This window comes from Streptomyces sp. NBC_00483 (genome assembly GCF_036013745.1).
Classification (GTDB): Bacteria; Actinomycetota; Actinomycetes; order Streptomycetales; family Streptomycetaceae; genus Streptomyces.
The window spans coordinates 3,097,707-3,118,713 of record NZ_CP107880.1; the positions used below are offsets into that span (position 1 = coordinate 3,097,707).

Consider the following 21,007-nt stretch of genomic DNA (forward strand, 5'->3'; position numbering starts at 1 on the left):
TTCGACGATGACTCCTGGCACCACCCCCGCGGCCGCCTCCGGCCGCTGGTACTCCGACATCGGCCCCGCCCGGTGGAAGTCCTTCTTCGCCGCCTGGATCGGCTACTTCCTCGACGGCTTCGACTTCGTCCTGATCACCCTCGTACTGACCGAGATCGGCGACGACTTCGGCCTGTCGTCGGTCGAGCAGGCGAGCCTGGTCTCCGGCGCGTTCATCACGCGCTGGCTGGGCGGCGCGGTCCTCGGCGCGCTCGGCGACCGCTTCGGCCGCAAGTCGGCGATGGTCGTCTCGATCGTGCTCTATTCGTTCGGCACGTTCGCCTGCGGTTTCGCGTGGGACTACACGAGCCTGTTCACCGCGCGCCTGCTGATCGGCATGGGCATGGCGGGTGAGTACAGCGCGAGCGCCACGTACGTCCTGGAGAGCTGGCCCGCGAAGCTGCGCAACCGCGCGTCCGGCTTCCTGATCTCCGGCTTCTCGCTCGGCGGCGTCGTCGCGGCCGAGGTGTACGAGCTCGTGGTCCCGGGCCACGGGTGGCGCTGGCTGTTCTACATCGGGCTCTTCCCCGTGGCGATCGCGCTGTGGGTGCGGCGGGCGCTGCCCGAGGCGGAGGAGTGGCAGGAGCAGGTGGCGGACGCCGGTGAACGGCCCAACCCGTTCCGCCCGCTGTTCGCCACGCGCCGCCTCGCGACGGTCAACACGGTGCTGGTGGTCGTGGCGACGGGCGCCCTGTTCGCGGTGTTCACGCCGCTCGGCGGAGGCGCGGTGCCGCTGCTCTCCGTGGTGGCGGCGGCCTGTCTGCTGGCCTTCACGGTCCAGCTGGGCGGCCGCAAGCGCTGGCTGCTGTACGTGGCGCTGACGGTGACCGTGTTCTGCGCGTTCCTCTACAGCTGGCCGGTGCAGGCGCTGCTGCCGACGTACCTGAAGACCGAGCTGGGCTACTCCCCCTCCGAGGTCACCGACGCCCTCTTCTGGGCGGGCTTCGGCACGGCGGTCGGCTGCGTCGTGGCGGGCTTCATCGGCGACCGGTTCGGCACGCGGCGCGCGTACGCGGTGACGCTGATCGTCGGCCTCGCCTTCGTCTTCCCGGTGTTCGCGGTCCACGACAGCCCGGTGGGGCTCGGCATCCTGCTGTTCTGCATGCTCGCGTGCATGCAGGGCATCTCGGGCCTGCTCCCCAAGTACATCGCGGGCCACTTCCCGACCGAGACCCGCGCGGCGTCCCTCGGCTTCACGTACAACGTGGGAGCCCTCGGCGGCGCGGTCGCCCCAGTGCTCGGCGCACGGCTGGCCTCGGGCATGTCACTCGGCCAGTCCCTGGCGATCCTGACGTCCGCCCTCACGCTGCTGGTGATCGTCCTGATCGGCTTCAACATCCCGACCCGGCTCAGCCGCCTGGTGGACAAGGAGGGGCCGAGCGATTATCTGGCCGAGGAGGGATCAGCGGCGGAGCACGTCACCGTGCCTCCCGCGCGGCACGACTGACTCCGTGGGTTACGGGGCCGTGGGCGCGGCGGAGCCGTCACCCTGCGTCCCGTACGGCGTCGCGAAATACGGATCCGGGTCCCGCGGCCCGAACAACCCGGTCAGTCCGAGATGCACGACCAACGCGGCCAGCGGCCACGCAAGCAACGCGCCCTTGGCGTTCAACTCCAGGGGCGCATCGAACACCACCCCCTTGCCAACGGCCTTCGCATGCGCCGCAACGTTCTGCGCAGGCCCGAGCCAGACGCCGAACCGCCAGGCGAGCACGCCACCGAGCAGACTGCCCAGGGCCAACCCCACAACCAGGGGAACGCCCCCGCGCCTGCGCCACAGGAAGACAGCCGCACCGGTGACGACGCCGAACGCGAGCCCGAGCAGGGTGAACGTTCCGTCGATGCCGATGGCCTGCTCGCCCTCGGTGTCCTTGAGGTAGACCGCCGACGCGTCCGAGACCAGCGGGACCCGGGGCGCGAGCCACAGCCACAGCGCGCCGAGCGCGAGCCCCACCACCGCGACGCCGACCGTCACGACGGCGGCCTCGCGCAGTTCGGCCCGGAGCCCGGGACCGTCCTCCTGGGGGTCCTGGGGCGCGGGCGGCAGATGTCCTGTCATGGGGTCGGGGGCCTGCCAGGGGTTGCTGTGCCCGTTGTTGTGCGGGGGCTGATGGGGTGGCGGTGTCAGCGGTGCGGTCACCCTGCCATCGTGCCAGGCGTCGCTGTGCGGCGCGTCAGGGCCTGTCTGAAGTTCCCCCGCGGGGGAACTTCAGACAGGCCCTAGCGGACGGCGGCCCGACGGTAGGCCCACGTCGCCACGGCCAGCGAGGCGACGCCGACGACCGCGCAGACGCCCAGGTCGAGCAGGACCACGCCCCAGTCGGGGTGCGCGGCGAAGGTACGCGCGAACGCCTCGACCCCGTACGTCGACGGGAGCAGGTCCCGCGCCCACTGCACGAACTCCGGCATCCGGTCGGCCGGAAGCACGCCGAGCAGCAGCGCCGCGGACATGCCCAACTGGCCGAGCAGCGTGGCCAGTTCGGGCCGGGGCGCGAGCAGGCCGAGCGCGGCACCGAGGCCGGCGAGGGCGGCGCCCGCCAGCGGGATCACCGCGGCGAGCACCCACAGGTGGGCGAGCGGCAGCTGGAACATCAGACAGCCGACGACCGCGGTGACCACGGTCCCCGGCACGGTGAACGAGGCGTACGCCCCCGCGGCGCCGAGCACCACGGAAGCGGGCGGCACCGGCAGCGTCGCGTAGTGGTCGAGCCCCCCGGCCGCCCGCAGCTGCCCGAAGTACTGGGCGAGCAGGTTCAGCGCGACGAACGCGACGACGAGCACCGCGGAACCGGCCACCACGGCCTGCGCCTCACGGCCGCCTTGCTCGACGACGCCGCGCATCAGGATCATGATGCCGATGCTCTGGAACGTCGCCACGAACAGCAGCGGGATCCGGGCCACGCGGGCCCGGCTGAGCTGCGCCCGGTAGACGGCGGCGAGCGCGGGCAGGAAGCGGGCGCGGGGCGCGAGCGCCTCTTCGGCGGGGCCCGGCGCGGGCGCGGGGCGCGCGGGCGCGGAGGCGACCGCGGGAGCGGTGGGAACGACGCTCATGCCTTCACCAGGCCCTTCACTCCGCTGCGGCTCCCGCCGAGCGCCAGGTACACGTCCTCCAGGCTCGGCGTCGCGAGCGTGAAGTCGTCCAGGAAGTCGAAGGCCGGGCCACCGGTGACGGCGGCGACGGCGGAGCGGGCCGCGTCCGGTTCGAGCCGCAGCGACCAGCGCCGCCCCGATTCCACGGCGTGTGGGCGCAGCCGCGCCACCTCGTCGAGCTCCATCGGAGCTTTCTCCCGCCACACGAGTTCCACGCGCACCTCGCCGGCGACACGTTCCTTGAGGCCCGCGGGGGTGTCGCAGGCGATGACGCGGCCCTGGTCGAGCACGGCCACCCGGTCGAGCACGGTCTCGGCCTCGATCACGTTGTGGGTGACGAGCAGTACGGTCGTGCCGCGCTCGGCCCGCCGCCGGTCGACGGCGCCCCAGACGGCGCGCCGGGCGACGGGGTCCATGCCGGTGGTCGGCTCGTCGAGCACGAGCAGCGGCCGCTCGCCGACGAGCGCGGACGCGAAACAGGCGAGCCGCCGCTGCCCGCCGGACAGCTTCTTGATCGGTCGCGAGGCGAGCGGGGTGAGACCCAGCTCGTCGAGTACGTCGTCGCGCGCGGCCCGGGCGTCCTTGAGCGGGAGCCCCCGCAGGCGCCCGGTGGTCTCGGCGGCCAGCGCGACGGTCAGCTCGTCCAGCGCGGTCGACTCCTGCCCGAGGTAGGCGAGGATCCGGGAGGCGCGCTCGGGGTGCCGCACGATGTCGTGGCCGAGGATCTCGACGCTTCCCGCGTCGGGGCGCATCAGCCCGGTCAGCTGCCGTACGAGGGTGGACTTACCGGCCCCGTTCGGCCCGAGGAGCCCGAAGATCTCCCCGCGCCGGATGTCGAGGTGTACGTCGTCCGTGGCCCGCAACTCCGGCGTACCGGGCACACCACGGCGCCCGCGCGAAGCCGGATACGTCTTCCGGAGCCCCCGCACCGCGCACACCACAGCACCCCCGTGACGCTGAGGGGCGACGGCATCGGTGCGCATACTCACGAGGAAGGAGCCTACGGGGTCCGGCGTTCACGATTGCACGCGGGGCGGGACATTTCCCACGCCTGCCGTACACCCGGCTCCCCCACACCTACGCCACGGGGCTCCACCCCGCCAACCCGCCCGCCTACTCGGCCGCAGCCGCGTGTTCGGCCGTCCGGACGTCGATCTCCCGCCAGAACCCCGCCCGGATCGCATACCGGTCGTGCTCGTCGATCTGGTCGTCCTTGTGCGCAAGCAACCCGAACCGCGCCGCGTACCGCAGCAACTCACCGTCGATCCGGTGCGGCACCCGCGGATACATGGTCGACAGCTTCTGCAACTCCGCCTGCTCCCCCAACCGCTCCCGCCACCGCCGCGCGAACACCTGCCCGACCTCGTACGGATCCCCGCCGACCGCGGTGATGTCCTCCTCGCGGTCGGCCCACCGCTGCTCCGCCGTGGTGAGCTGCGCCAGCGTCGGCAAGGACGCCACATCGGCCGGCTCCCCACCGCCCCCGGGCCGCTCGACCCACCCCTTGTCGGACGACCACCGCAGCGTCGCGTTCGCGGGATGCTGCGCGACCTGCGCCCCCGGCCCACGCAACGCGGCGAGGTCCTTGGGCGTGGGCACGCCCTTGCCGCCGCCGGCCCGGTCCTCCTCCGAAGCCTGCGAAGCCCCCGCACCGTTCTCACCGTGCCCGGCAGGCGCATGCTGCCCGGGCGCCGCGCCCCCGGCCTCCTCCACGGAACGCCCCGCGGAGGAGAGCGCCGACTCGGGCAGCGGCGCGGACAGGATCGCGGCGATCTCCGGGCGCGGCACGGGCGGCGGGGCGCAGATCCCGCCGAGCTCCTTGGCGCGTACGGCCTTGGTGATCCAGGACCGGTCGAGCACCCGCCGCTCGTCGGCCTCCGCGACCAGGTCCTCGGACTGGTTGTAGTCGCCGTCGGCGGCCTGCACCGCCCACAGGTGGACGGCGACACCGTGCTCCTTGGCGGCCATCATGCCGGGCAGCAGATCCCCGTCCCCGGTCACGAGCACAATGTCCGAGCAGGCACGATTGCGGGCCAGCTCGGTCAGCTCGGCGTGCATCGCCGCGTCGACACCCTTCTGCGCCCACCGCCCGTCGGACCGGGTCAGCGCGCCGAGCCGGACGGTGACCCGCGGCATCACCCGCAGCCGCCGGTGCTCGGGCTGCGGCACCCGGTCCGGCGCCCCGTCGAACCAGTAGATGCGCAGCAGATCCCGCCCGGTCTCGGCCTCGGCGCGCTCGCGCAGTCCCTGGATGAGGGCGGCATGGTCGACATGAATCCGGGAGCGGGACGGCTCGCCCGCGAGCAGGCTCGCCGCGGCCCCCAGCAGATATCCGGCATCCACCAGAACGATGCAACGATCCACGCGATCCACCCTCTTTCAGCCGACCTGCCAGCAGTCCGGACACGCTCCACGGGACGGCTCCCGCGGCTTCGCTTCGGGTTTCCTTCGAGTCTGCCCGACCGCGGTGGGGTTAACGGCCCGAACTGGATCTTCGGCGTGGCGGAAGCCGTGAACTCGGGGTGTCCACCCCGCGAAGATCACCCGTTACGAACGGTAATACCCCGAAATGCGTTCTTCCTCCGACTGTGTGAATCTGAAGCCGGCCCTGGCCCCTAGATCCCCCGCAGGAGGCAGATCACCATGGCCAAGAACCGTAAGCAGAACCGCCATCAGCAGAAGGCGGCCCAGGCCGCTCAGCCGGACGAGCAGGCCCGGTCCTCGGCCATGGAGGCCCAGGCCAAGTCGGCCGTGGAGGCGACTCCGGGCGACGTGGCCCGCAAGCACCGCGAGCGCCGCTTCGGTCACAACTGAGGCGCCTCGTAAGGCAGTTGACACAAAGCGAGGGGCGCACCCGGAAGTCCGGGTGCGCCCCTCGCGCGTGTCTCGGCGCGGTCAGCCTGCCAGGCAGGAAGGACCGAGCAGCACCTTCAGGTCGCCGTACAGCGCCGGATCGGGCTTCACCCGGTGCCGGTCGAGCCGCAGCACCGTGGTCTTGCGCGGCCCCTGGAGCTTGATCCGCACCTCGCTGTCGCCCCGGTGGTTGGTGAGGATCTCGCCGAGCCGGCTGATCATCGGCGGGGTCACCTTCAGGGCCGGGATCGTGAGGGTCACCGGCGCGTTGGTCCCCGCGTTCGACAGGTCGGGGACCTGCATCTCCATGGCGACCAGGCGCGGCACGTCCTCCCGCTTGTCGAGGCGGCCCTTCACGAACACCACGGCGTCCTCGACGAGCTGCGTGGACACCAGCTGGTACGTCGCCGGGAAGAACATGCACTCGATGGAACCGGCGAGGTCCTCGACGGTCGCGATCGCCCAGGCGTTGCCCTGCTTGGTCATCTTGCGCTGGAGGCCCGAGATGATGCCGCCGACCGTGACGACCGCACCGTCCCCGAAGTCGCCGCCGGTGAGCTGGCCGATGCCCGCGTCGGCCTTGTCGGAGAGCACGTGCTCCAGGCCGAAGAGCGGGTGGTCGGAGACGTACAGGCCGAGCATCTCGCGCTCCTGGGCGAGCAGGTACGTCTTGTCCCACTCGTCGGTGGAGAACTCGACGTCGAGGCCGAAGCCCGGCTCGTCGCTCTCCCCCTCGCCCATGCCGCCGAAGAGGTCGAACTGTCCCTCGGCCTCCTTGCGCTTCACCGCCACGACGTTGTCGATCATCGGCTCGTACTGGGCGGTGAGGCCCTTGCGGGTGTGGTTCATCGCGTCGAAGGCGCCGGCCTTGATCAGCGATTCCGTCGTCCGCTTGTTGCAGGCGGCGGCCTCGATCTTGTCCAGGTAGTCGGGGAACGAGGTGAACTTCCCCTTCGCCTTGCGGGCCCGGACGATCGACTCCACCACGTTCGACCCGACGTTGCGGACCGCCTCCAGGCCGAAGAGGATCACGTCGTCGCCCTGGGCGGCGAAGTTGTGCACCGACTCGTTCACGTCCGGCGGGAGGACCTTGATCTTCATGCGCCGGCACTCGTTGAGGTAGACGGCCGACTTGTCCTTGTCGTCCTTGACCGAGGTGAGCAGCGCGGCCATGTACTCGGCGGGGTAGTTCGCCTTCAGGTACGCGGTCCAGTAGGTGACCAGGCCGTACGCGGAGGAGTGCGCCTTGTTGAACGCGTAGCCCGCGAACGGGACCAGGACGTCCCACAGGGCCTGGATCGCCGCGTCGGAGAAGCCCTTCTTCTTCGCGCCCTCCTGGAAGAGGACGAAGTTCTTCGCCAGTTCCTCGGGCTTCTTCTTGCCCATCACGCGGCGCAGCACGTCGGCCTCGCCGAGCGAGTAGCCGGCGACGATCTGCGCGGCCTTCTGCACCTGCTCCTGGTACACGATCAGGCCGTAGGTCAGGCCGAGCGTCTCCTTCAGGGGCTCTTCGAGCTCCTTGTGGATCGGCGTGATCTCCTGCCGGCCGTTCTTGCGCTCCGCGTAGTTGATGTGCGAGTTCATGCCCATCGGGCCCGGCCGGTACAGGGCCGAGACGGCGGAAATGTCCTCGAAGTTGTCGGGCTGCATCTGGCGCAGCAGCGAACGCATCGGGCCGCCGTCGAACTGGAACACACCGAGCGTGTCACCGCGGCAGAGCAGTTCGAAGGTCTTAGGGTCGTCCAGCGGGAGATCGAGCATCTCCAGGTCGATGCCCTTGTTGGAACGCACCATCTTGACGGCGTCGTCCATGATCGTCAGGTTGCGCAGCCCCAGGAAGTCCATCTTCAGGAGGCCGAGCGACTCGCACTGCGGGTAGTCCCACTGCGTGATCGTCACGCCGTCGGTGTGCCGGGTCCACAGCGGGGCGTGGTCGACGATCGGCTCGCTGGACATGATCACGCCGGCCGCGTGCACACCCATCTGCCGGACCAGACCCTCGACGCCCTTGGCGGTGTCGATGACCTTCTTGACGTCCGGCTCGTTCTCGTACATCCCCCGGATCTCGCCGGCCTCGCTGTAGCGCGGGTGCTGGGAGTCGGTGATGCCGGAGAGGTCGATGCCCTTGCCGAGGACGTCGGCGGGCATCGCCTTGGTGAGGCGGTCGCCCATCGCGTACGGGTAGCCGAGCACGCGCGCGGAGTCCTTGATCGCGTTCTTGGCCTTGATCTTGCCGTAGGTGCCGATCATGGCGACCTTGTCGGCGCCGTACTTCTCGGTCACGTACCTGATCACTTCGACGCGCCTGCGCTCGTCGAAGTCGATGTCGACATCGGGCATGGAGACGCGCTCGGGGTTGAGGAACCGCTCGAAGATCAGGCCGTGCGTGATCGGGTCGAGGTCGGTGATGCCCATGGCGTACGCGACGATCGAACCGGCCGCGGAACCACGGCCCGGACCCACCGCGATGCCGTTGTTCTTGGCCCACATGATGAAGTCGGCGACGACCAGGAAGTACCCCGGGAACCCCATCTGGATGATGATGTCCATCTCGTACTCGACCTGCTTCTGGCGGTCCTCGGGGACGCCGCCCGGGTAGCGGCGGTTCATGCCGACCCGGACCTCCTCCTGGAACCAGGTGATCTCCGTGAAGCCTTCCGGGATGTCGAACTTCGGCATGAGGTCGCGCTTCTCGAACATGCCGGTCGTGTCGATCTGCTCGGCCACGAGCAGCGTGTTGCGGCAGCCCTCCTGCCAGGCGTCCGAGGAGTCGATGGCGTACATCTCGTCCGTCGACTTCAGGTAGTAGCCCGTGCCGTTGAACCGGAAGCGGTCCGGGTCGGAGAGGTTCTTGCCGGTCTGGATGCACAGCAGCGCGTCGTGCGCCGTCGCCTCGTTCGCGTACGTGTAGTGCGAGTCGTTCGTCACCAGCGGCGGGATGCCGACCTTCTTGCCGACCCGCAGGAGGTCCTCGCGGACCCGGTGCTCGATGTCGATGCCGTGGTCCATCAGCTCCAGGAAGTACCGGTCCTTGCCGAAGATGTCCTGGTACTCGGCCGCCGCCTTGACCGCCTCGTCGAACTGGCCGAGGCGCAGGCGGGTCTGCAGCTCACCGGAGGGGCAGCCGGTGGAGGCGATGATGCCCTCGCTCCACTGGGAGAGCGTCTCCTTGTCCATGCGCGGCCACTTCTGCAGCCAGCCCTCGGCGTACGCGTCCGACGACAGCTTGAACAGGTTGTGCAGCCCCGTGCTGTTCGCCGCCCACATCGTCTTGTGGGTGTAACCACCGGAACCGGAGACGTCGTCGCGCTTCTGGTGCGGCTGGCCCCACTGGACCTTCCGCTTGTTGCGCCGGGACTCCGGGGCGACGTAGGCCTCGATGCCGATGATCGGCGTGATGCCCGCCTTCTCCGCGGTGTGGAAGAAGTCGTACGCCCCGTGCAGGTTGCCGTGGTCGGACATCGCGATGTGCGTCATGCCCATGTCGCCGGCGGCCTTGAACATGTCATTGAGCCGCGCCGCACCGTCCAGAAGCGAGTACTGGGTGTGCACATGCAGGTGCGTGAAGGGCGGCTTGGACACGGTGGGGGCCTCCAAAGGAAAACACGATTCAAAAGGGGCGGCGCGCAGCGCCTCGTTGAGGGGTGGCGGTCGGGTGACGGGCGGGCCTGGGGGACAGCTTGGAAGTCTACGACCGGTCACTGACAACCGGCGGGCACTCCGGAGTACGGTCGTGCGTTGGACCGAACAGAACATCTGTCCCACGCATCAGCACCGCGTACCGCAGATCCCGCCCCACCCCGCACCAGGAGGCACCCAGCGATGTCGGAACCGCAGCCCACCGCTGAGCAGCGCGGCGAGCAGATTCTCTCCGTCTTCGACACCGCGTTCGGCGAGCTCCTCGCCGCCGACCCCGCGGCCTTCCGGGTCAAATTCCGCAAGATGGCGGCCTCGGCCTTCGCGTTCTACCGGGGCACGGCCTGCCTGTTCTACGGGGACGTGGAGCGCGAGCAGCACGGCGGGCCGTACCTGGACGAGCGCACCAGCCGGGTGTGGATCCACGGCGACCTGCACGCGGAGAACTTCGGCACGTACATGGACTCCACGGGCCGGCTGATCTTCAACGTGAACGACTTCGACGAGGCGTACGTGGGCCCCTTCACCTGGGACCTCAAGCGCTTCGCCGCCTCCATGGCGCTGGTCGGCTACTCGAAGGCGCTGAGCGACGAGCAGATCACGGACCTCGTGCGCACGTACGCGGCGGCCTACCGCGAGCGCATCCACGCGCTGGCGACCGGCGCCAAGAGCGACGAGGTGCCGCCCTTCACGCTGGACACGGCCGAGGGCCCCCTCCTGGAGGCGCTGCGCGACGCCCGCTCGCTGACCCGTTTCGGCCTGCTCGAGTCCATGACGGAGATCCGCGAGTTCGAGCGCCGCTTCGCCGAGGGCGGCGGCAGCATCGAGCTGGACGCGGCGACGCGCTACAAGGTGCTCGCGGCGTTCGACGGGTACCTGGAGACGCTGCCGGAGGCCTCCTTGTCCCGCCCCGACTCGTACCGGGTGAAGGACGTGGTCGGGCGCCGCGGCATCGGTATCGGCTCCGCGGGCCTCCCCTCGTACAACATCCTTCTGGAGGGCAACAGCGACGCCCTCGAGAACGATGTCGTGATCTATATGAAGCAGGCCCAGACCCCGGCCGTCTCGCGGCACATCACCGACCCGGCGGTCCGCGAGTACTTCCAGCACGAGGGCCACCGCACGGTCATCTCGCAGCGCGCCCTGCAGGCGCACGCCGACCCGTGGCTGGGCTGGACGGAGCTCGACGGGGCCGGGCAGCTGGTCGCCGAGATCTCGCCGTACGCGGTGGACCTGGACTGGGGCGACATCGACGAGTACGAGGAGATCGCGGCGGTCGTCGCCGACCTCGGCCGGGCCACGGCGACGATGCACGCGGCGGCGGACGACCAGTCCGGCGAGTCGCTCGTCCCGTTCTCCACGGAGCGCGCCATCGACGCGGCGATCGCCGCCGACGAGGAAGGCTTCGCGCCCCTGCTGGTCGACTTCGCGCACTCCTACGGGGCACGCGCGCGTGCGGACCACCAGATCTTCGTGGACCTGTTCCGCAACGGCCGGATCCCGGGGCTGTGAAAGGTGCTGTGAATCGGCCCCCTTTAGGCATCGCTTACAGGAAGCCATGGCACACTCTGCCGCGATGGACGACATATCCGGGACCCAGCTACGAGTGATGCGCGCGGCGCTGTTCACGGCCTGCGCCGTGACGCTGTCCGTCGCGTCGCACGTGCTGCTGTCCCGGGCCCCGCTGCCCCTCACGACGGTCGCCGCGATCACCGCGGCCGTCTTCGTGATCGCGTACGCGCTGGCGGGACGCGAGCGCGGCTTCGGCCGGATCGCGGCCCTGCTCGTCCCGCTGGAACTGGCCGCCGACACGGTCTTCACGACCGGCCAGCACGTCTGTTACGGCCGGGCGGGCGGCCCCGTCGCGGGCCCGCTGCGCCAGTTCGGCTTCGACGTCCTGTGCGCGGGGAACGTGGGCACACCGCTGGCCCGGATGACAGGCGGCAGCACGGAGCGGGCCGCGGCCCTCTTCGCGCACACCGACCCGGCGGCCTCCTGGCTGCTCCTCGGCGCGCACGTCGCCGTCGGTCTGCTCGCGGCCGCCTGGCTGCGCCGCGGTGAGCAGGCCCTGGCCCAACTGCTGCGCGCGGTGGCCGCCTTCGCGTTCCGGCCGCTGCTCATCGCGTTCGCCGCGGTCACCGTCCGGCGCGAGCCCACCGTCCGCCTTCCGCGCCCCGCCACGCGCGTACCGGCCTCCCGCACCCGGCTCTGGGTGCACTCCGTAGGACGGCGCGGGCCGCCGTGCCCCGCCGCCTGAGCCACCGTCCGGCTCGGGCTCCGGCACGGCAGTCCCCCATACGCATGTCACTCACCTACGGAGCACAACCATGAGCAAGCGCAACACCCAGGAAGCGAAGACCGCGGCCCGTGAGCGGCTGCGCGTCGAACGCGAGCGCCAGGCCAAGCGGGAGAAGACGAAGCGGCAGGCGATCGTCGGCGTCTCCATCGTCGCGGTCCTCGCGATAGCCGGCGGCGTCGGCTACGCGGTGATGCAGGCCAACAAGCCCTCCCACTGGGAGACGGCGATGGACGCCAAGTCCTCCGCCGTGAAGGCGCCCGCGAACACCTCGGGCAAGGACGGCACGACCGTCGTCATCGGCAAGTCCAGTGCCAAGAAGACCATGAAGATCTACGAGGACTCGCGCTGCCCGGTCTGCGCCTCCTTCGAGCAGACGGTCGGCCCGCAGCTCCACAAGGACGTCGAGGCCGGCAAGTTCAAGATCCAATACATCGGCGGCACGTTCCTCGACGGCGACAGCGCGGCCAAGGGCGACGTCGGCACCAACGGCGAGGGCTCGAAGAACGCGCTGAGCGCGCTCGGCGCGGCCCTCAACGTGAGCCAGGACGCCTTCCTCGACTACAAGACGGCGCTCTACTCGGCGAAGTTCCACCCCGAGGAGAGCGACGACAAGTTCAAGGACGACGACTACCTGATCAAGATCGCCGACACCGTGGACTCGCTCAAGGGCAACAAGGCGTTCCAGAAGGCCGTCACGGACGGTACGTACGACGACTGGGCCATGAAGATGTCCAAGTCGTTCGACACCAACAAGGACGACGTCACCGGCACCCCGAGCCTGGTCGTGGACGGCAAGAAGCTGACCGGTTCGGACGGCCAGAACGCTCCGATGACCGTGGCCGAGTACAAGACCGCGACGGAGAAGGCCCTCAAGGGCTGACGTTCTCAAGGGCTGACGTCCTCAAGAGCTGACGTCGGGTCCAAGCACAGACGAAGAGCGGGCGAACCTTTCGGGTTCGCCCGTTCTCTGTATCTACCAGTCAGTAGTCTGACCGGCTGTGACCAGTCGACTTCATCAATCCGTTCCCAGACCCACGCCGAGCACGGCGAGCGCCCCGAGCCGCCGTACGGTCGTCAAGGCCGCGGCCGCGGGTGCCGCGCTCGCCGGACCGCTCGCCGCCGCTGCCCCCGCCCACGCCGCCGAAGCCCCCGCCTTCCTGCACGGCGTCGCGTCCGGCGACCCGCTGCCCGACGGGGTCCTGCTGTGGACGCGCATGACGCCGGCCGCCGACGCGGTGCCCGGCTCCGGCAAGGGCCCCGATGTGCGGGTGGCGTGGGAGATAGCAGAGGACAAGGCCTTCCGTCAGATCGTCGGCCGGGGAACCGTGACCGCGAGCGCCGCCTCCGACCACACGGTCAAGGCCGATGTAAGGGGCCTGCGCCCGGCGACCGCCTATTACTTCCGCTTCTCCGTGGACACCGCCCACTCACCCGTGGGCCGCACCCGCACCACCCCCGCCGCCGACGCGTCCCCCGACGGCCTGCGCTTCGGCGTCGTCTCCTGCGCCAACTGGGAGGCCGGCTACTACTCCTCGTACCGGCACCTGGCCGCCCGCAGCGACCTGGACGCGGTCCTGCACCTCGGCGACTACCTCTACGAGTACAAGACGGGCGAGTACCCGACCGCCGATTACACCGTCCGCGAGCACCGGCCGACCCACGAGATCGTCTCGCTCGCCGACTACCGCACCCGGCACGGCCAGACCAAGACCGACCCCGACGTACAGGCGATGCAGGCCGTGCACCCGCTGATCGCGATCTGGGACGACCACGAGTTCGCCAACGACGCCTGGTCGGGCGGCGCGGAGAACCACACGCCGGACACCGAGGGCTCCTGGCAGGCCCGCCAACAGGCCGCGAAGCAGGCCTACTTCGAGTGGATGCCGGTCCGCCCGTCCACCGCGGGCACGGTCTTCCGCCGCCTGCGCTTCGGCAACCTGGCCGACCTCCACCTGCTCGACCTGCGCTCGTTCCGCTCGGAGCAGTCGAGCGTCGGCAACGGAGCGGTGGACTCCCCGGAGCGTACGATCACCGGCCGCGCCCAGCTCGACTGGCTGAAGTCCGGCCTCACCGCCTCGGACGCGCGCTGGAAGCTGGTCGGCACCTCGGTGATGATCTCGCCGGTCGCCTTCGGTTCGCTGCCCGCCCACATCGCGGGCCCGCTGGCCGAGCTGCTCGGCCTTCCGAAGGAGGGCCTGGCGATCAATGTCGACCAGTGGGACGGCTATACCCACGACCGCGCCGAGCTCATCTCCCACCTGCGCGAGCACGCCGTCCGCGACACCGTCTTCCTGACCGGCGACATCCACATGGCGTGGGCCAACGACGTGCCGGTCAAGGCGGCGACGTATCCGCTGTCCCCCTCCGCCGCGACGGAGTTCGTGGTCACGTCCGTGACCTCCGACAACCTGGACGACATCCTGCACGTCGCCCCGGACACGCTCTCCACGGTCGCCGAGGGCGCCATCAAGGCGGCCAACCGGCACGTGCGCTGGCTGGACATGGACCGCCACGGGTACGGCGTCCTGGACGTCACGGCCGAGCGCACACAGATGGACTTCTACGTGATCTCCGACCGCGCGGACCAGAGCGCGACGTCGGCCTGGCAGCGCTCGTACCGCACCCTCACCGGCACCCAGAAGGTCGAGCGGGCGGACTCCCCCGTCGCGTAAAGCGGACTCTCCCCCGTCGCGTAAAAGCGCCGCCTACAGCGTTTCGAGGAAGCCGAGCGCCACCCGCCAGGTGGCCTCGGCGGCCTCCTCGTCGAAGTCCGGCAGGTCGGGGTCGGTGTAGAGGTGGCCCGCCCCGGCGTACCGGTAGACCTCCACGTCGGCCCCCGCGCGCCCCATCTGCAGGTACCAGGCGGTCAGCCAGTCGTCCGTCTCGAAGGGGTCGGGCTCGGCGACGTGCAGCTGGACCGGGAGCTCGTCCACGGTGACGCCCTCCGCGATGTCGGACGTGCCGTGCAGGAGCAGCAGCCCCTTCGCCTTGTCGTCGCCGAGGGCGAGGGTCTGCGCGGTCGCGGCGCCGAACGAGAACCCGGCGTAGACGAGACCGCGGTCGGAGTAGGGCGCGGCCGCCAGGACGGCGCGCTTGAGCAGCTCGTCCTTGCCGATCTCGTCCTTGAAGGCCATGCCCTCCTCGACGCTGTCGAAGGTGCGGCCCTCGAAGAGATCAGGGGTCCACACCTCGTGCCCGGCGGCCCGCAGCCGGTCGGCAGCGGCCTCGACGGCGGGCCGCAGGCCGAACGCCGAATGGAAAAGCATGATGTTCATGGGCTCCATGGTGCCAGGGCCCCCGCAGGTTGGGCGCGCCCGATCCCGGTTACCGTCGTGGCATGGAGAACGTACTGCGTCCACTGATCGTCATTGGTGGCTCGGTCGTGCTCACGCTGTTGGTGGGGTGGGCGGTCGACCGGTTGCTGCTCCGCACCGACCAGCGCCACCACGAGACGCCGCTGTGGGGACTGCTGCGCCGCTGCCGGCTGCCGCTCCAGCTCGTGCTCTGCGCGGCGCTGCTGCGGGGCTCGTACGACCAGACGGGCGTCGCGAAGGAACACGGCGGCACAGTTGGAGAAACGCTCAACCTGGTCCTGATCGGCGCCACCGCCTGGCTCGCCGTCCGGATCTCCTCCGCCGTCGTCGAGTCGTCGTACGCCCGCTACGCCAACGCCCAGCGCGATCCGGCCCGGGTCCGCCGTGTACGCACCCAGGTCACCCTGATCCAGCGCGTCGTCATCGCGGTCGTCGGCGTGGTCGCGGTGGCCGCGATGCTCCTGACGTTCCCGTCCTTCCGGGCGGCCGGCGCCTCGCTGCTGGCCTCGGCGGGACTCCTCGGCATCGTCGCCGGTGTCGCCGCGCAGTCCACGCTCGGCAACCTCTTCGCGGGGCTCCAGATCGCGTTCGGCGACATGGTGCGGATAGGCGACACCGTGGTCGTGGACGGCGAGTGGGGCACGGTCGAGGAGATCACCCTCACCTTCCTCGCCGTACGCACCTGGGACGAGCGGCGCATCACCATGCCGGTCTCGTACTTCACGTCGAAGCCGTTCGAGAACTGGTCGCGCGGCGGTGCCCAGATGACCGGCACCGTCTTCTTCCACCTCGACCACAGCGCGCCCGTGCCCGAGATGCGCGAGAAGCTGCACGACATCCTGCGCGAGTGCGCCGCCTGGGACGGCCGCGACTGGGGCCTCGCCGTCACCGACACGACGCCCAGCACGCTCCAGGTCCGCGCCCTGGTCACCGCCAAGGACGCGGACGACATCTGGACGGTGCGGGTCACGGTCCGCGAGCAGCTCGTGCGCTGGCTGACCGATCAGCACCCGTACGCGCTGCCGCGGATCAACACGGCGACGGCCCTGGTCGCCCCGGACGAGGCGGACTCCCTGCCGGAGCACGTGCTCAGCCGCAACGGCCGGGCGCCCCGCACCGGCAGAGGCTAACGCCCCAGGCACTCCCCGCCGTTGACCTGGACGATCTGCCCGGTGACATGGCCGCCGCCCGGCGACGCCAGCCACAGCACGGTGGCCGCGATGTCCTCGGGCGTCCCGGCGCGGCCGGTCGGGATGGCGTCGACCCGGCGCCGGTAGTCCGCCTCGGGCATCGAGGGCCCGAAGAACTCGGTGTCCTCGATGTAGCCGGGCGCGATGGTGTTCACGGTGATGCCGCGCGGGCCGAGGGCCTTGGCGAGGTCGTACGTGTACGGGTGCAGGGCCGCCTTGGAGCCGCCGTACGAGCCCGAACCCGAACCGCGCAGCGCGGCGATGGAGGACAGGAACACGACCCGGCCGCCCGGCGAGGCGAGGTGCTCACGCAGCGCCTCGGTCAGCAGGACCGAAGTGAGCGTATTGATACGGAAGTTGGCGTTCCAGTCGTGGGCGACGGCGTCGAGCGGATCGGTCCCCTCCGGCGCCGGGAGCGACCGGCCGCCGATCCCGCCGGCGCTGTGCACCATCACGTCGACCGTGCCCTCGAACGCCTCGAGCGCGAAGTCGGCGGCGCCGCGCGCCCCTTCGACCGTGCCGAGGTCGGCCGGATACCTCATCGCACCGGGCACATCGGCCTTCTCCAGGACCTCGATCCGCCGCCCGACCAGCAGTACCCGGTCCCCCTCCGCGGCGAAGGCCTTCGCCGCCGCGAGCCCGATTCCCGTACCGCCTCCGGTGATTATCACGTTGCGTGCCATACGCACGAGCCTAGAACGCCACACCGGCCACAGGACAATCTCTAACGCAGACTGCGCACATCCAGTTTCCTGAGCACCCGGTCGACCACCTCCGGGTCGGAGCCCGGTTCGCTGCGGGCCGCGAGGACCTCGTGCCGGGCCGCCGACATCATCTCCGCCTGGATCCGGCGGATCCGCTTGATCCGGGCGACCCGCTTGGTCTGCTTCTCGCGCCGTTCGTCCGCGCCGATCTCCGGGTTGATGCGCAGGCCGATGTCGTAGGCGCGGCGCACCATCTGCTCCTGCACCTCCTCCGGCAGCTCCTCGACCTCCTCGATCTCCTTGAGCCGCCGCTTCGCCGCCTTCGCGGCCCGCAGCGCGAGCTGCCGCTCGAACTCCCGCTCGGCGGTGTCGTCGCTGCGCACCCCGAGCTTGCGCACCAGCCACGGCAGGCTCAGGCCCTGCAGCACCAGGGTCGCCATGATCACCCCGAACGCGAGGAAGACGATCTCGTCCCGCTCCGGGAAGGGCGAACCGTCGTCCATGGTCAGCGGGATGGCGAGGGCCAGCGCCACCGAGGCCACACCGCGCATTCCGGCCCACCACATGACGACCGTCTCGCGCCAGCTGACCGGAATGTCCTCGTCGACGTCGCGCCGCATGTGCATCCGCCGTGTCACCCACGTCATCGGCAACAGCCACAGCAGCCGTACGACGATGACGACCCCGACGACCGCGCCCGCCCAGCCGAACATCTCGCCCCAGCGGCCCTCCGCGGTCCTGACGACGTTGTGCACCTCCAGGCCGATGAGGCCGAACGCGACGCCCGTGACGAGGGTGTCCACGACGTCCCAGAAGGCCCGCCCGGTGAGCCGCGTCAGCACGTCGTCGGCGTCGAAGGCGTGCTCGGCCAGGAACATGGCCGTGGTCAGGACCGCGAGCACGCCCGAGCCCTTGAGCTCCTCGGCGAGTACGTACGAGGCGTAGGGGATCAGGAGCGTGAGCCCGATCTGGAGCGTGGCGTCGCCGAGGTAGCTGATGAGCTTGTTGGCGACCCAGCCGAGCCCCCAGCCGACGGCGATGGCGACGACCGCGGACAGGACCAGGTCGAGCGCGGCGCGCGGCAGCGAGAAGGTGCCGCTGACGGCGGCGGCGATCGCGACGTGGTAGAGCACGATCGCGGTCACGTCGTTGAACAGGCCCTCGCCCTCCAGGATCGACACCATGCGCCGGGGCAGGCCGAGTTGGCCCGCGACGGCGGTCGCGGCGACCGGGTCGGGCGGCGCCACAAGGGCGCCGAGCGCGACGGCCGCGGCGACCGGCAGGCCCGGCACGATGGCGTCGGCGGTGAAGGCGACCGCGGCCGTGGTGACGAATACCAGGGCGACGGCGAGCAGGAAGATCGGCCGTTTATTGGCCGCGAACTGGCGCCAGGACGTGCGGTGCACGGCCGCGTAGAGCAGCGGTGGCAGCACGAGCGGGAGGATCAGATCCGGGTTGATGTCGACATTCGGCACCGCCTGGATCAGCGCCAGGGCGATGCCGAGCAGGGTCATCAGGACCGGGGAGGGCAGGCCGAGCCGGTCGCCGAGGGGGACGGTCAGCACGGCCCCGAGCAACAGCACGAACAGCAGGGCCAATTGATCCACCGGGGGCTCCGACCAGACTCGACGATCATGTGCGTTCCGGCCTCAAGGGTGCCACGCGCATCGGATCAAACCGGTCTTATCGGGGCCCGGTGACCACGGTGCCGGGCCGCCGGGATGCCGCCGCTGTCTAGCCGAGCGTCTTCCGCATCGCACGGTGGTCGATGCCGGCGTCGAGGAACTCCGGCCCGTACGCGATGTATCCCAGGCGCTCGTAGAACCCCAGCGCGTGCGTCTGCGCGTGCAGGTCCACGGCGGCGAGCCCGCGCGCGCGGGCCGCGTCCTCGATGGCCCGCACCAGCGCGGCGCCGACGCCGAGGCCGCGCGCCGCCTTCGTCACGGCGAGCCGCCCGAGAGCGCCGACGTCCGCCGCCCCGCCGTTCTTCACGGCGGCGGCCTCGCCCGTCAGCAGGCGGCCAGTACCGAGCGGCTCCCCGTCCTGCCGGACGGCCAGGACGTGCACCGCCCCGGCGTCGTACGCGTCGTACTCGAGGTCCTCGGGCACGCGCTGTTCGACGACGAAGACCTCCTTGCGGACGGCGAAGCAGGCCTGCCGGTCCACTTCGTCCTCCGCGACGCGGGTCACATACGCGGGAAGGGGGGTGCTCACGCGCTCTCCGCCCTGACCCTGTCGAGGGCCGTCTGCAGATCCTCCGGGTAGTCGCTCTCGAACTCGACCCACCGGCCGTCCGACGGGTGCTCGAAACCGAGCCGCACCGCGTGCAGCCACTGCCGCGTGAGACCGAGCCGCTTCGCGATCGTGGGGTCCGCGCCGTACGTCAGGTCGCCCACGCACGGGTGCCGGTGCGCCGACATGTGCACGCGGATCTGGTGGGTACGCCCCGTCTCCAGCTTGATGTCGAGGAGCGAGGCGGCGCGGAAGGCCTCGATGAGGTCGTAGTGCGTGACCGACGGCTTGCCCTCGGCGATCACGGCCCACTTGTAGTCATGGTTCGGGTGGCGCCCGATGGGGGCGTCGATGGTGCCGCTCATGGGGTCGGGGTGGCCCTGCACCAGCGCGTTGTAGCGCTTGTCCGGGACGCGCTCCTTGAACTGGCGCTTCAGCGACGTGTACGCCCGCTCCGACTTGGCGACGACCATCAGGCCCGACGTGCCCACGTCGAGCCGGTGCACGATGCCCTGGCGCTCCGCGGCGCCGGACGTCGAGATCCGGTAACCGGCGGCGGCGAGGCCACCGATCACCGTCGTTCCGGTCCAGCCGGGGCTGGGGTGGGCGGCGACCCCCACGGGCTTCATGATCACGACGATGTCGTCGTCGTCGTGCACGATCTCCATGCCCTCGACGGGCTCGGCGACGATCTGTACGGGAGCGGGCGCCTGCGGCATCTCCACTTCCATCCAGGCGCCGCCGTGCACCCGCTCTGACTTGCCCACGACCGAGCCGTCCACCGCGACCTTTCCGGCGGCGGCGAGCTCGGCGGCCTTGGTGCGGGAGAAGCCGAACATGCGCGAGATGGCGGCGTCTACGCGCTCGCCCTCCAGGCCGTCGGGTACGGGCAGGGTGCGGACCTCGGGAATCGTGCTCACGCATCGAGTATGCAGGAGCGCACCGACACTCCCGCACACGAGCCCCGTGACCTCGGTCTTTGTGCGCCTCGGTGGTCCTGCGCCGCGGGCCCCGCGCCCCAGTCCTTGCCTCAGTCCTTGTGGACGGACCCGTCGGGGTCGATGCCGCGGAAGGACAGCAGCACGATCAGGATGCCGCCGCACACGATCGCCGAGTCGGCGAGGTTGAACACCGGGTAGTGCTTCGGCGCGATGAAGTCCACCACGGCACCCTCGAAGACGCCCGGCGCCCGGAAGATCCGGTCCGTGAGGTTGCCGAGCGCCCCGCCGAGCAGCAGGCCGAGGGCGATCGCCCAAGGTGTGCTGTAGAGCTTCCGGGCGAGCCGTGCGATCACGACGATCACGGCGGCCGCGATCAGGGTGAAGATGATCGTGAAGGCCTCGCCGATGCCCCAGGCGGCGCCCGGGTTCCTGATCACCTCGAGCTGCAGCCAGTCACCGATGATGTGGATGGCGTCGCGGTGCTCGAGCTTCGCCACCACGATCAGCTTGCTGCCCAGGTCCAGGACGTACGCGAGCGCGGCCACGACGAACAGCACGGCGATCCGCCGCCTGCCCTTGGGCCGGTCCTGGACCTGCTCGTCGACCTCATCGGGCCGCTCCGGCTCGGCTGCCCCCGCGTCCGGGGAATCCGGCGTACCGATGATGCGCTCCGCCTCTGCCACGTGAGTCCCTCAACCTAGTACCTGAC

At 70.5% G+C, this 21,007-nt stretch carries 18 protein-coding genes; 7 read left to right on the forward strand and 11 right to left on the reverse strand.

Annotated elements, in window-relative coordinates; genetic code table 11:
* The first annotated feature begins 7 nt into the window (after window positions 1-7).
* Window positions 8-1,486, forward strand: coding sequence for a sialate:H+ symport family MFS transporter (locus tag OHA73_RS13685; RefSeq protein WP_327655170.1), 1,479 nt, complete (start codon window positions 8-10; stop codon window positions 1,484-1,486).
* A 9-nt stretch (window positions 1,487-1,495) separates the two neighbouring features.
* Here OHA73_RS13685 and OHA73_RS13690 read toward each other — a convergent pair whose 3' ends face one another.
* The 4 genes from OHA73_RS13690 to OHA73_RS13705 form a co-directional block, all read right to left on the reverse strand.
* Window positions 1,496-2,179, reverse strand: a complete 684-nt coding sequence (locus OHA73_RS13690; RefSeq protein WP_327655171.1) for a DUF2567 domain-containing protein — start codon at window positions 2,177-2,179, stop codon at window positions 1,496-1,498.
* Window positions 2,180-2,259: 80 nt separating this feature from the next.
* Window positions 2,260-3,090, reverse strand: a complete 831-nt coding sequence (locus OHA73_RS13695; RefSeq protein WP_266720618.1) for an ABC transporter permease — start codon at window positions 3,088-3,090, stop codon at window positions 2,260-2,262.
* Complete coding sequence (locus OHA73_RS13700) at window positions 3,087-4,112, reverse strand: ABC transporter ATP-binding protein (protein ID WP_443063212.1); 1,026 nt, start codon at window positions 4,110-4,112, stop codon at window positions 3,087-3,089. The genes OHA73_RS13695 and OHA73_RS13700 overlap by 4 nt, the downstream gene beginning before the upstream one ends.
* A 130-nt stretch (window positions 4,113-4,242) precedes the next feature.
* On the reverse strand, window positions 4,243-5,493 hold the full coding sequence (locus OHA73_RS13705; protein ID WP_327655172.1) for an NYN domain-containing protein: 1,251 nt from the start codon (window positions 5,491-5,493) through the stop codon (window positions 4,243-4,245).
* 279 nt (window positions 5,494-5,772) lie between these two features.
* Between OHA73_RS13705 and OHA73_RS13710 the strand changes: the two genes are divergently transcribed.
* Complete coding sequence (locus OHA73_RS13710; RefSeq protein ID WP_266720614.1) at window positions 5,773-5,943, forward strand: hypothetical protein; 171 nt, start codon at window positions 5,773-5,775, stop codon at window positions 5,941-5,943.
* A gap of 81 nt (window positions 5,944-6,024) precedes the next feature.
* Here OHA73_RS13710 and dnaE read toward each other — a convergent pair whose 3' ends face one another.
* Window positions 6,025-9,564 (reverse strand): DNA polymerase III subunit alpha, encoded by a 3,540-nt coding sequence (gene dnaE / locus OHA73_RS13715; RefSeq protein WP_266720612.1) that lies wholly within the window; start codon window positions 9,562-9,564, stop codon window positions 6,025-6,027.
* Between the two features lie 240 nt (window positions 9,565-9,804).
* On the opposite strand from dnaE, the gene OHA73_RS13720 reads away from it, so the two are divergent.
* The 4 genes from OHA73_RS13720 to OHA73_RS13735 all read left to right on the forward strand — a co-directional run bounded on the left by OHA73_RS13720 (window position 9,805) and on the right by OHA73_RS13735 (window position 14,589).
* A complete protein-coding gene (locus OHA73_RS13720; RefSeq protein ID WP_266720610.1) occupies window positions 9,805-11,130 on the forward strand; it encodes a DUF2252 domain-containing protein in 1,326 nt (441 codons plus the stop codon).
* Between the two features lie 46 nt (window positions 11,131-11,176).
* Complete coding sequence (locus tag OHA73_RS13725) at window positions 11,177-11,875, forward strand: hypothetical protein (RefSeq protein WP_327655173.1); 699 nt, start codon at window positions 11,177-11,179, stop codon at window positions 11,873-11,875.
* 70 nt (window positions 11,876-11,945) lie between these two features.
* The gene (locus OHA73_RS13730; protein WP_266720607.1) at window positions 11,946-12,797 is read left to right on the forward strand and encodes a thioredoxin domain-containing protein; all 852 of its coding nucleotides are present in this window, start codon (window positions 11,946-11,948) and stop codon (window positions 12,795-12,797) included.
* Window positions 12,798-12,915: 118 nt separating this feature from the next.
* Window positions 12,916-14,589, forward strand: coding sequence for an alkaline phosphatase D family protein (locus tag OHA73_RS13735; protein WP_327655174.1), 1,674 nt, complete (start codon window positions 12,916-12,918; stop codon window positions 14,587-14,589).
* Between the two features lie 33 nt (window positions 14,590-14,622).
* On the opposite strand, the gene OHA73_RS13740 is transcribed toward OHA73_RS13735, so the two are convergent.
* Window positions 14,623-15,192, reverse strand: coding sequence for a dienelactone hydrolase family protein (locus tag OHA73_RS13740; protein ID WP_266720605.1), 570 nt, complete (start codon window positions 15,190-15,192; stop codon window positions 14,623-14,625).
* Window positions 15,193-15,254: 62 nt separating this feature from the next.
* Here OHA73_RS13740 and OHA73_RS13745 point away from each other — a divergent pair, with 62 nt between their 5' ends.
* Entirely contained in the window at window positions 15,255-16,361 is a 1,107-nt protein-coding gene (locus OHA73_RS13745; protein WP_266720604.1) for a mechanosensitive ion channel family protein, read from the forward strand.
* Here the strand turns inward: OHA73_RS13745 and OHA73_RS13750 are convergent.
* From OHA73_RS13750 to lspA, 5 genes are all read right to left on the reverse strand, one after another.
* On the reverse strand, window positions 16,358-17,104 hold the full coding sequence (locus OHA73_RS13750) for an SDR family NAD(P)-dependent oxidoreductase (RefSeq protein ID WP_266720602.1): 747 nt from the start codon (window positions 17,102-17,104) through the stop codon (window positions 16,358-16,360). The two genes, OHA73_RS13745 and OHA73_RS13750, sit on opposite strands and share 4 nt — an antisense overlap.
* Before the next feature lie 41 nt (window positions 17,105-17,145).
* A complete protein-coding gene (locus OHA73_RS13755; protein WP_267070747.1) occupies window positions 17,146-18,732 on the reverse strand; it encodes a Na+/H+ antiporter in 1,587 nt (528 codons plus the stop codon).
* Window positions 18,733-18,859: 127 nt separating this feature from the next.
* Window positions 18,860-19,339, reverse strand: a complete 480-nt coding sequence (locus OHA73_RS13760) for a GNAT family N-acetyltransferase (protein WP_327655175.1) — start codon at window positions 19,337-19,339, stop codon at window positions 18,860-18,862.
* Complete coding sequence (locus tag OHA73_RS13765; protein WP_327655176.1) at window positions 19,336-20,277, reverse strand: RluA family pseudouridine synthase; 942 nt, start codon at window positions 20,275-20,277, stop codon at window positions 19,336-19,338. Before OHA73_RS13765 ends, OHA73_RS13760 begins: the two co-directional genes overlap by 4 nt.
* A 110-nt stretch (window positions 20,278-20,387) precedes the next feature.
* Window positions 20,388-20,981 carry a signal peptidase II gene (gene lspA, locus OHA73_RS13770; RefSeq protein WP_266720594.1) on the reverse strand — a complete coding sequence of 198 codons (594 nt, stop codon included), beginning with the start codon at window positions 20,979-20,981 and terminating at the stop codon, window positions 20,388-20,390.
* Between the last annotated feature and the right edge of the window lie 26 nt (window positions 20,982-21,007).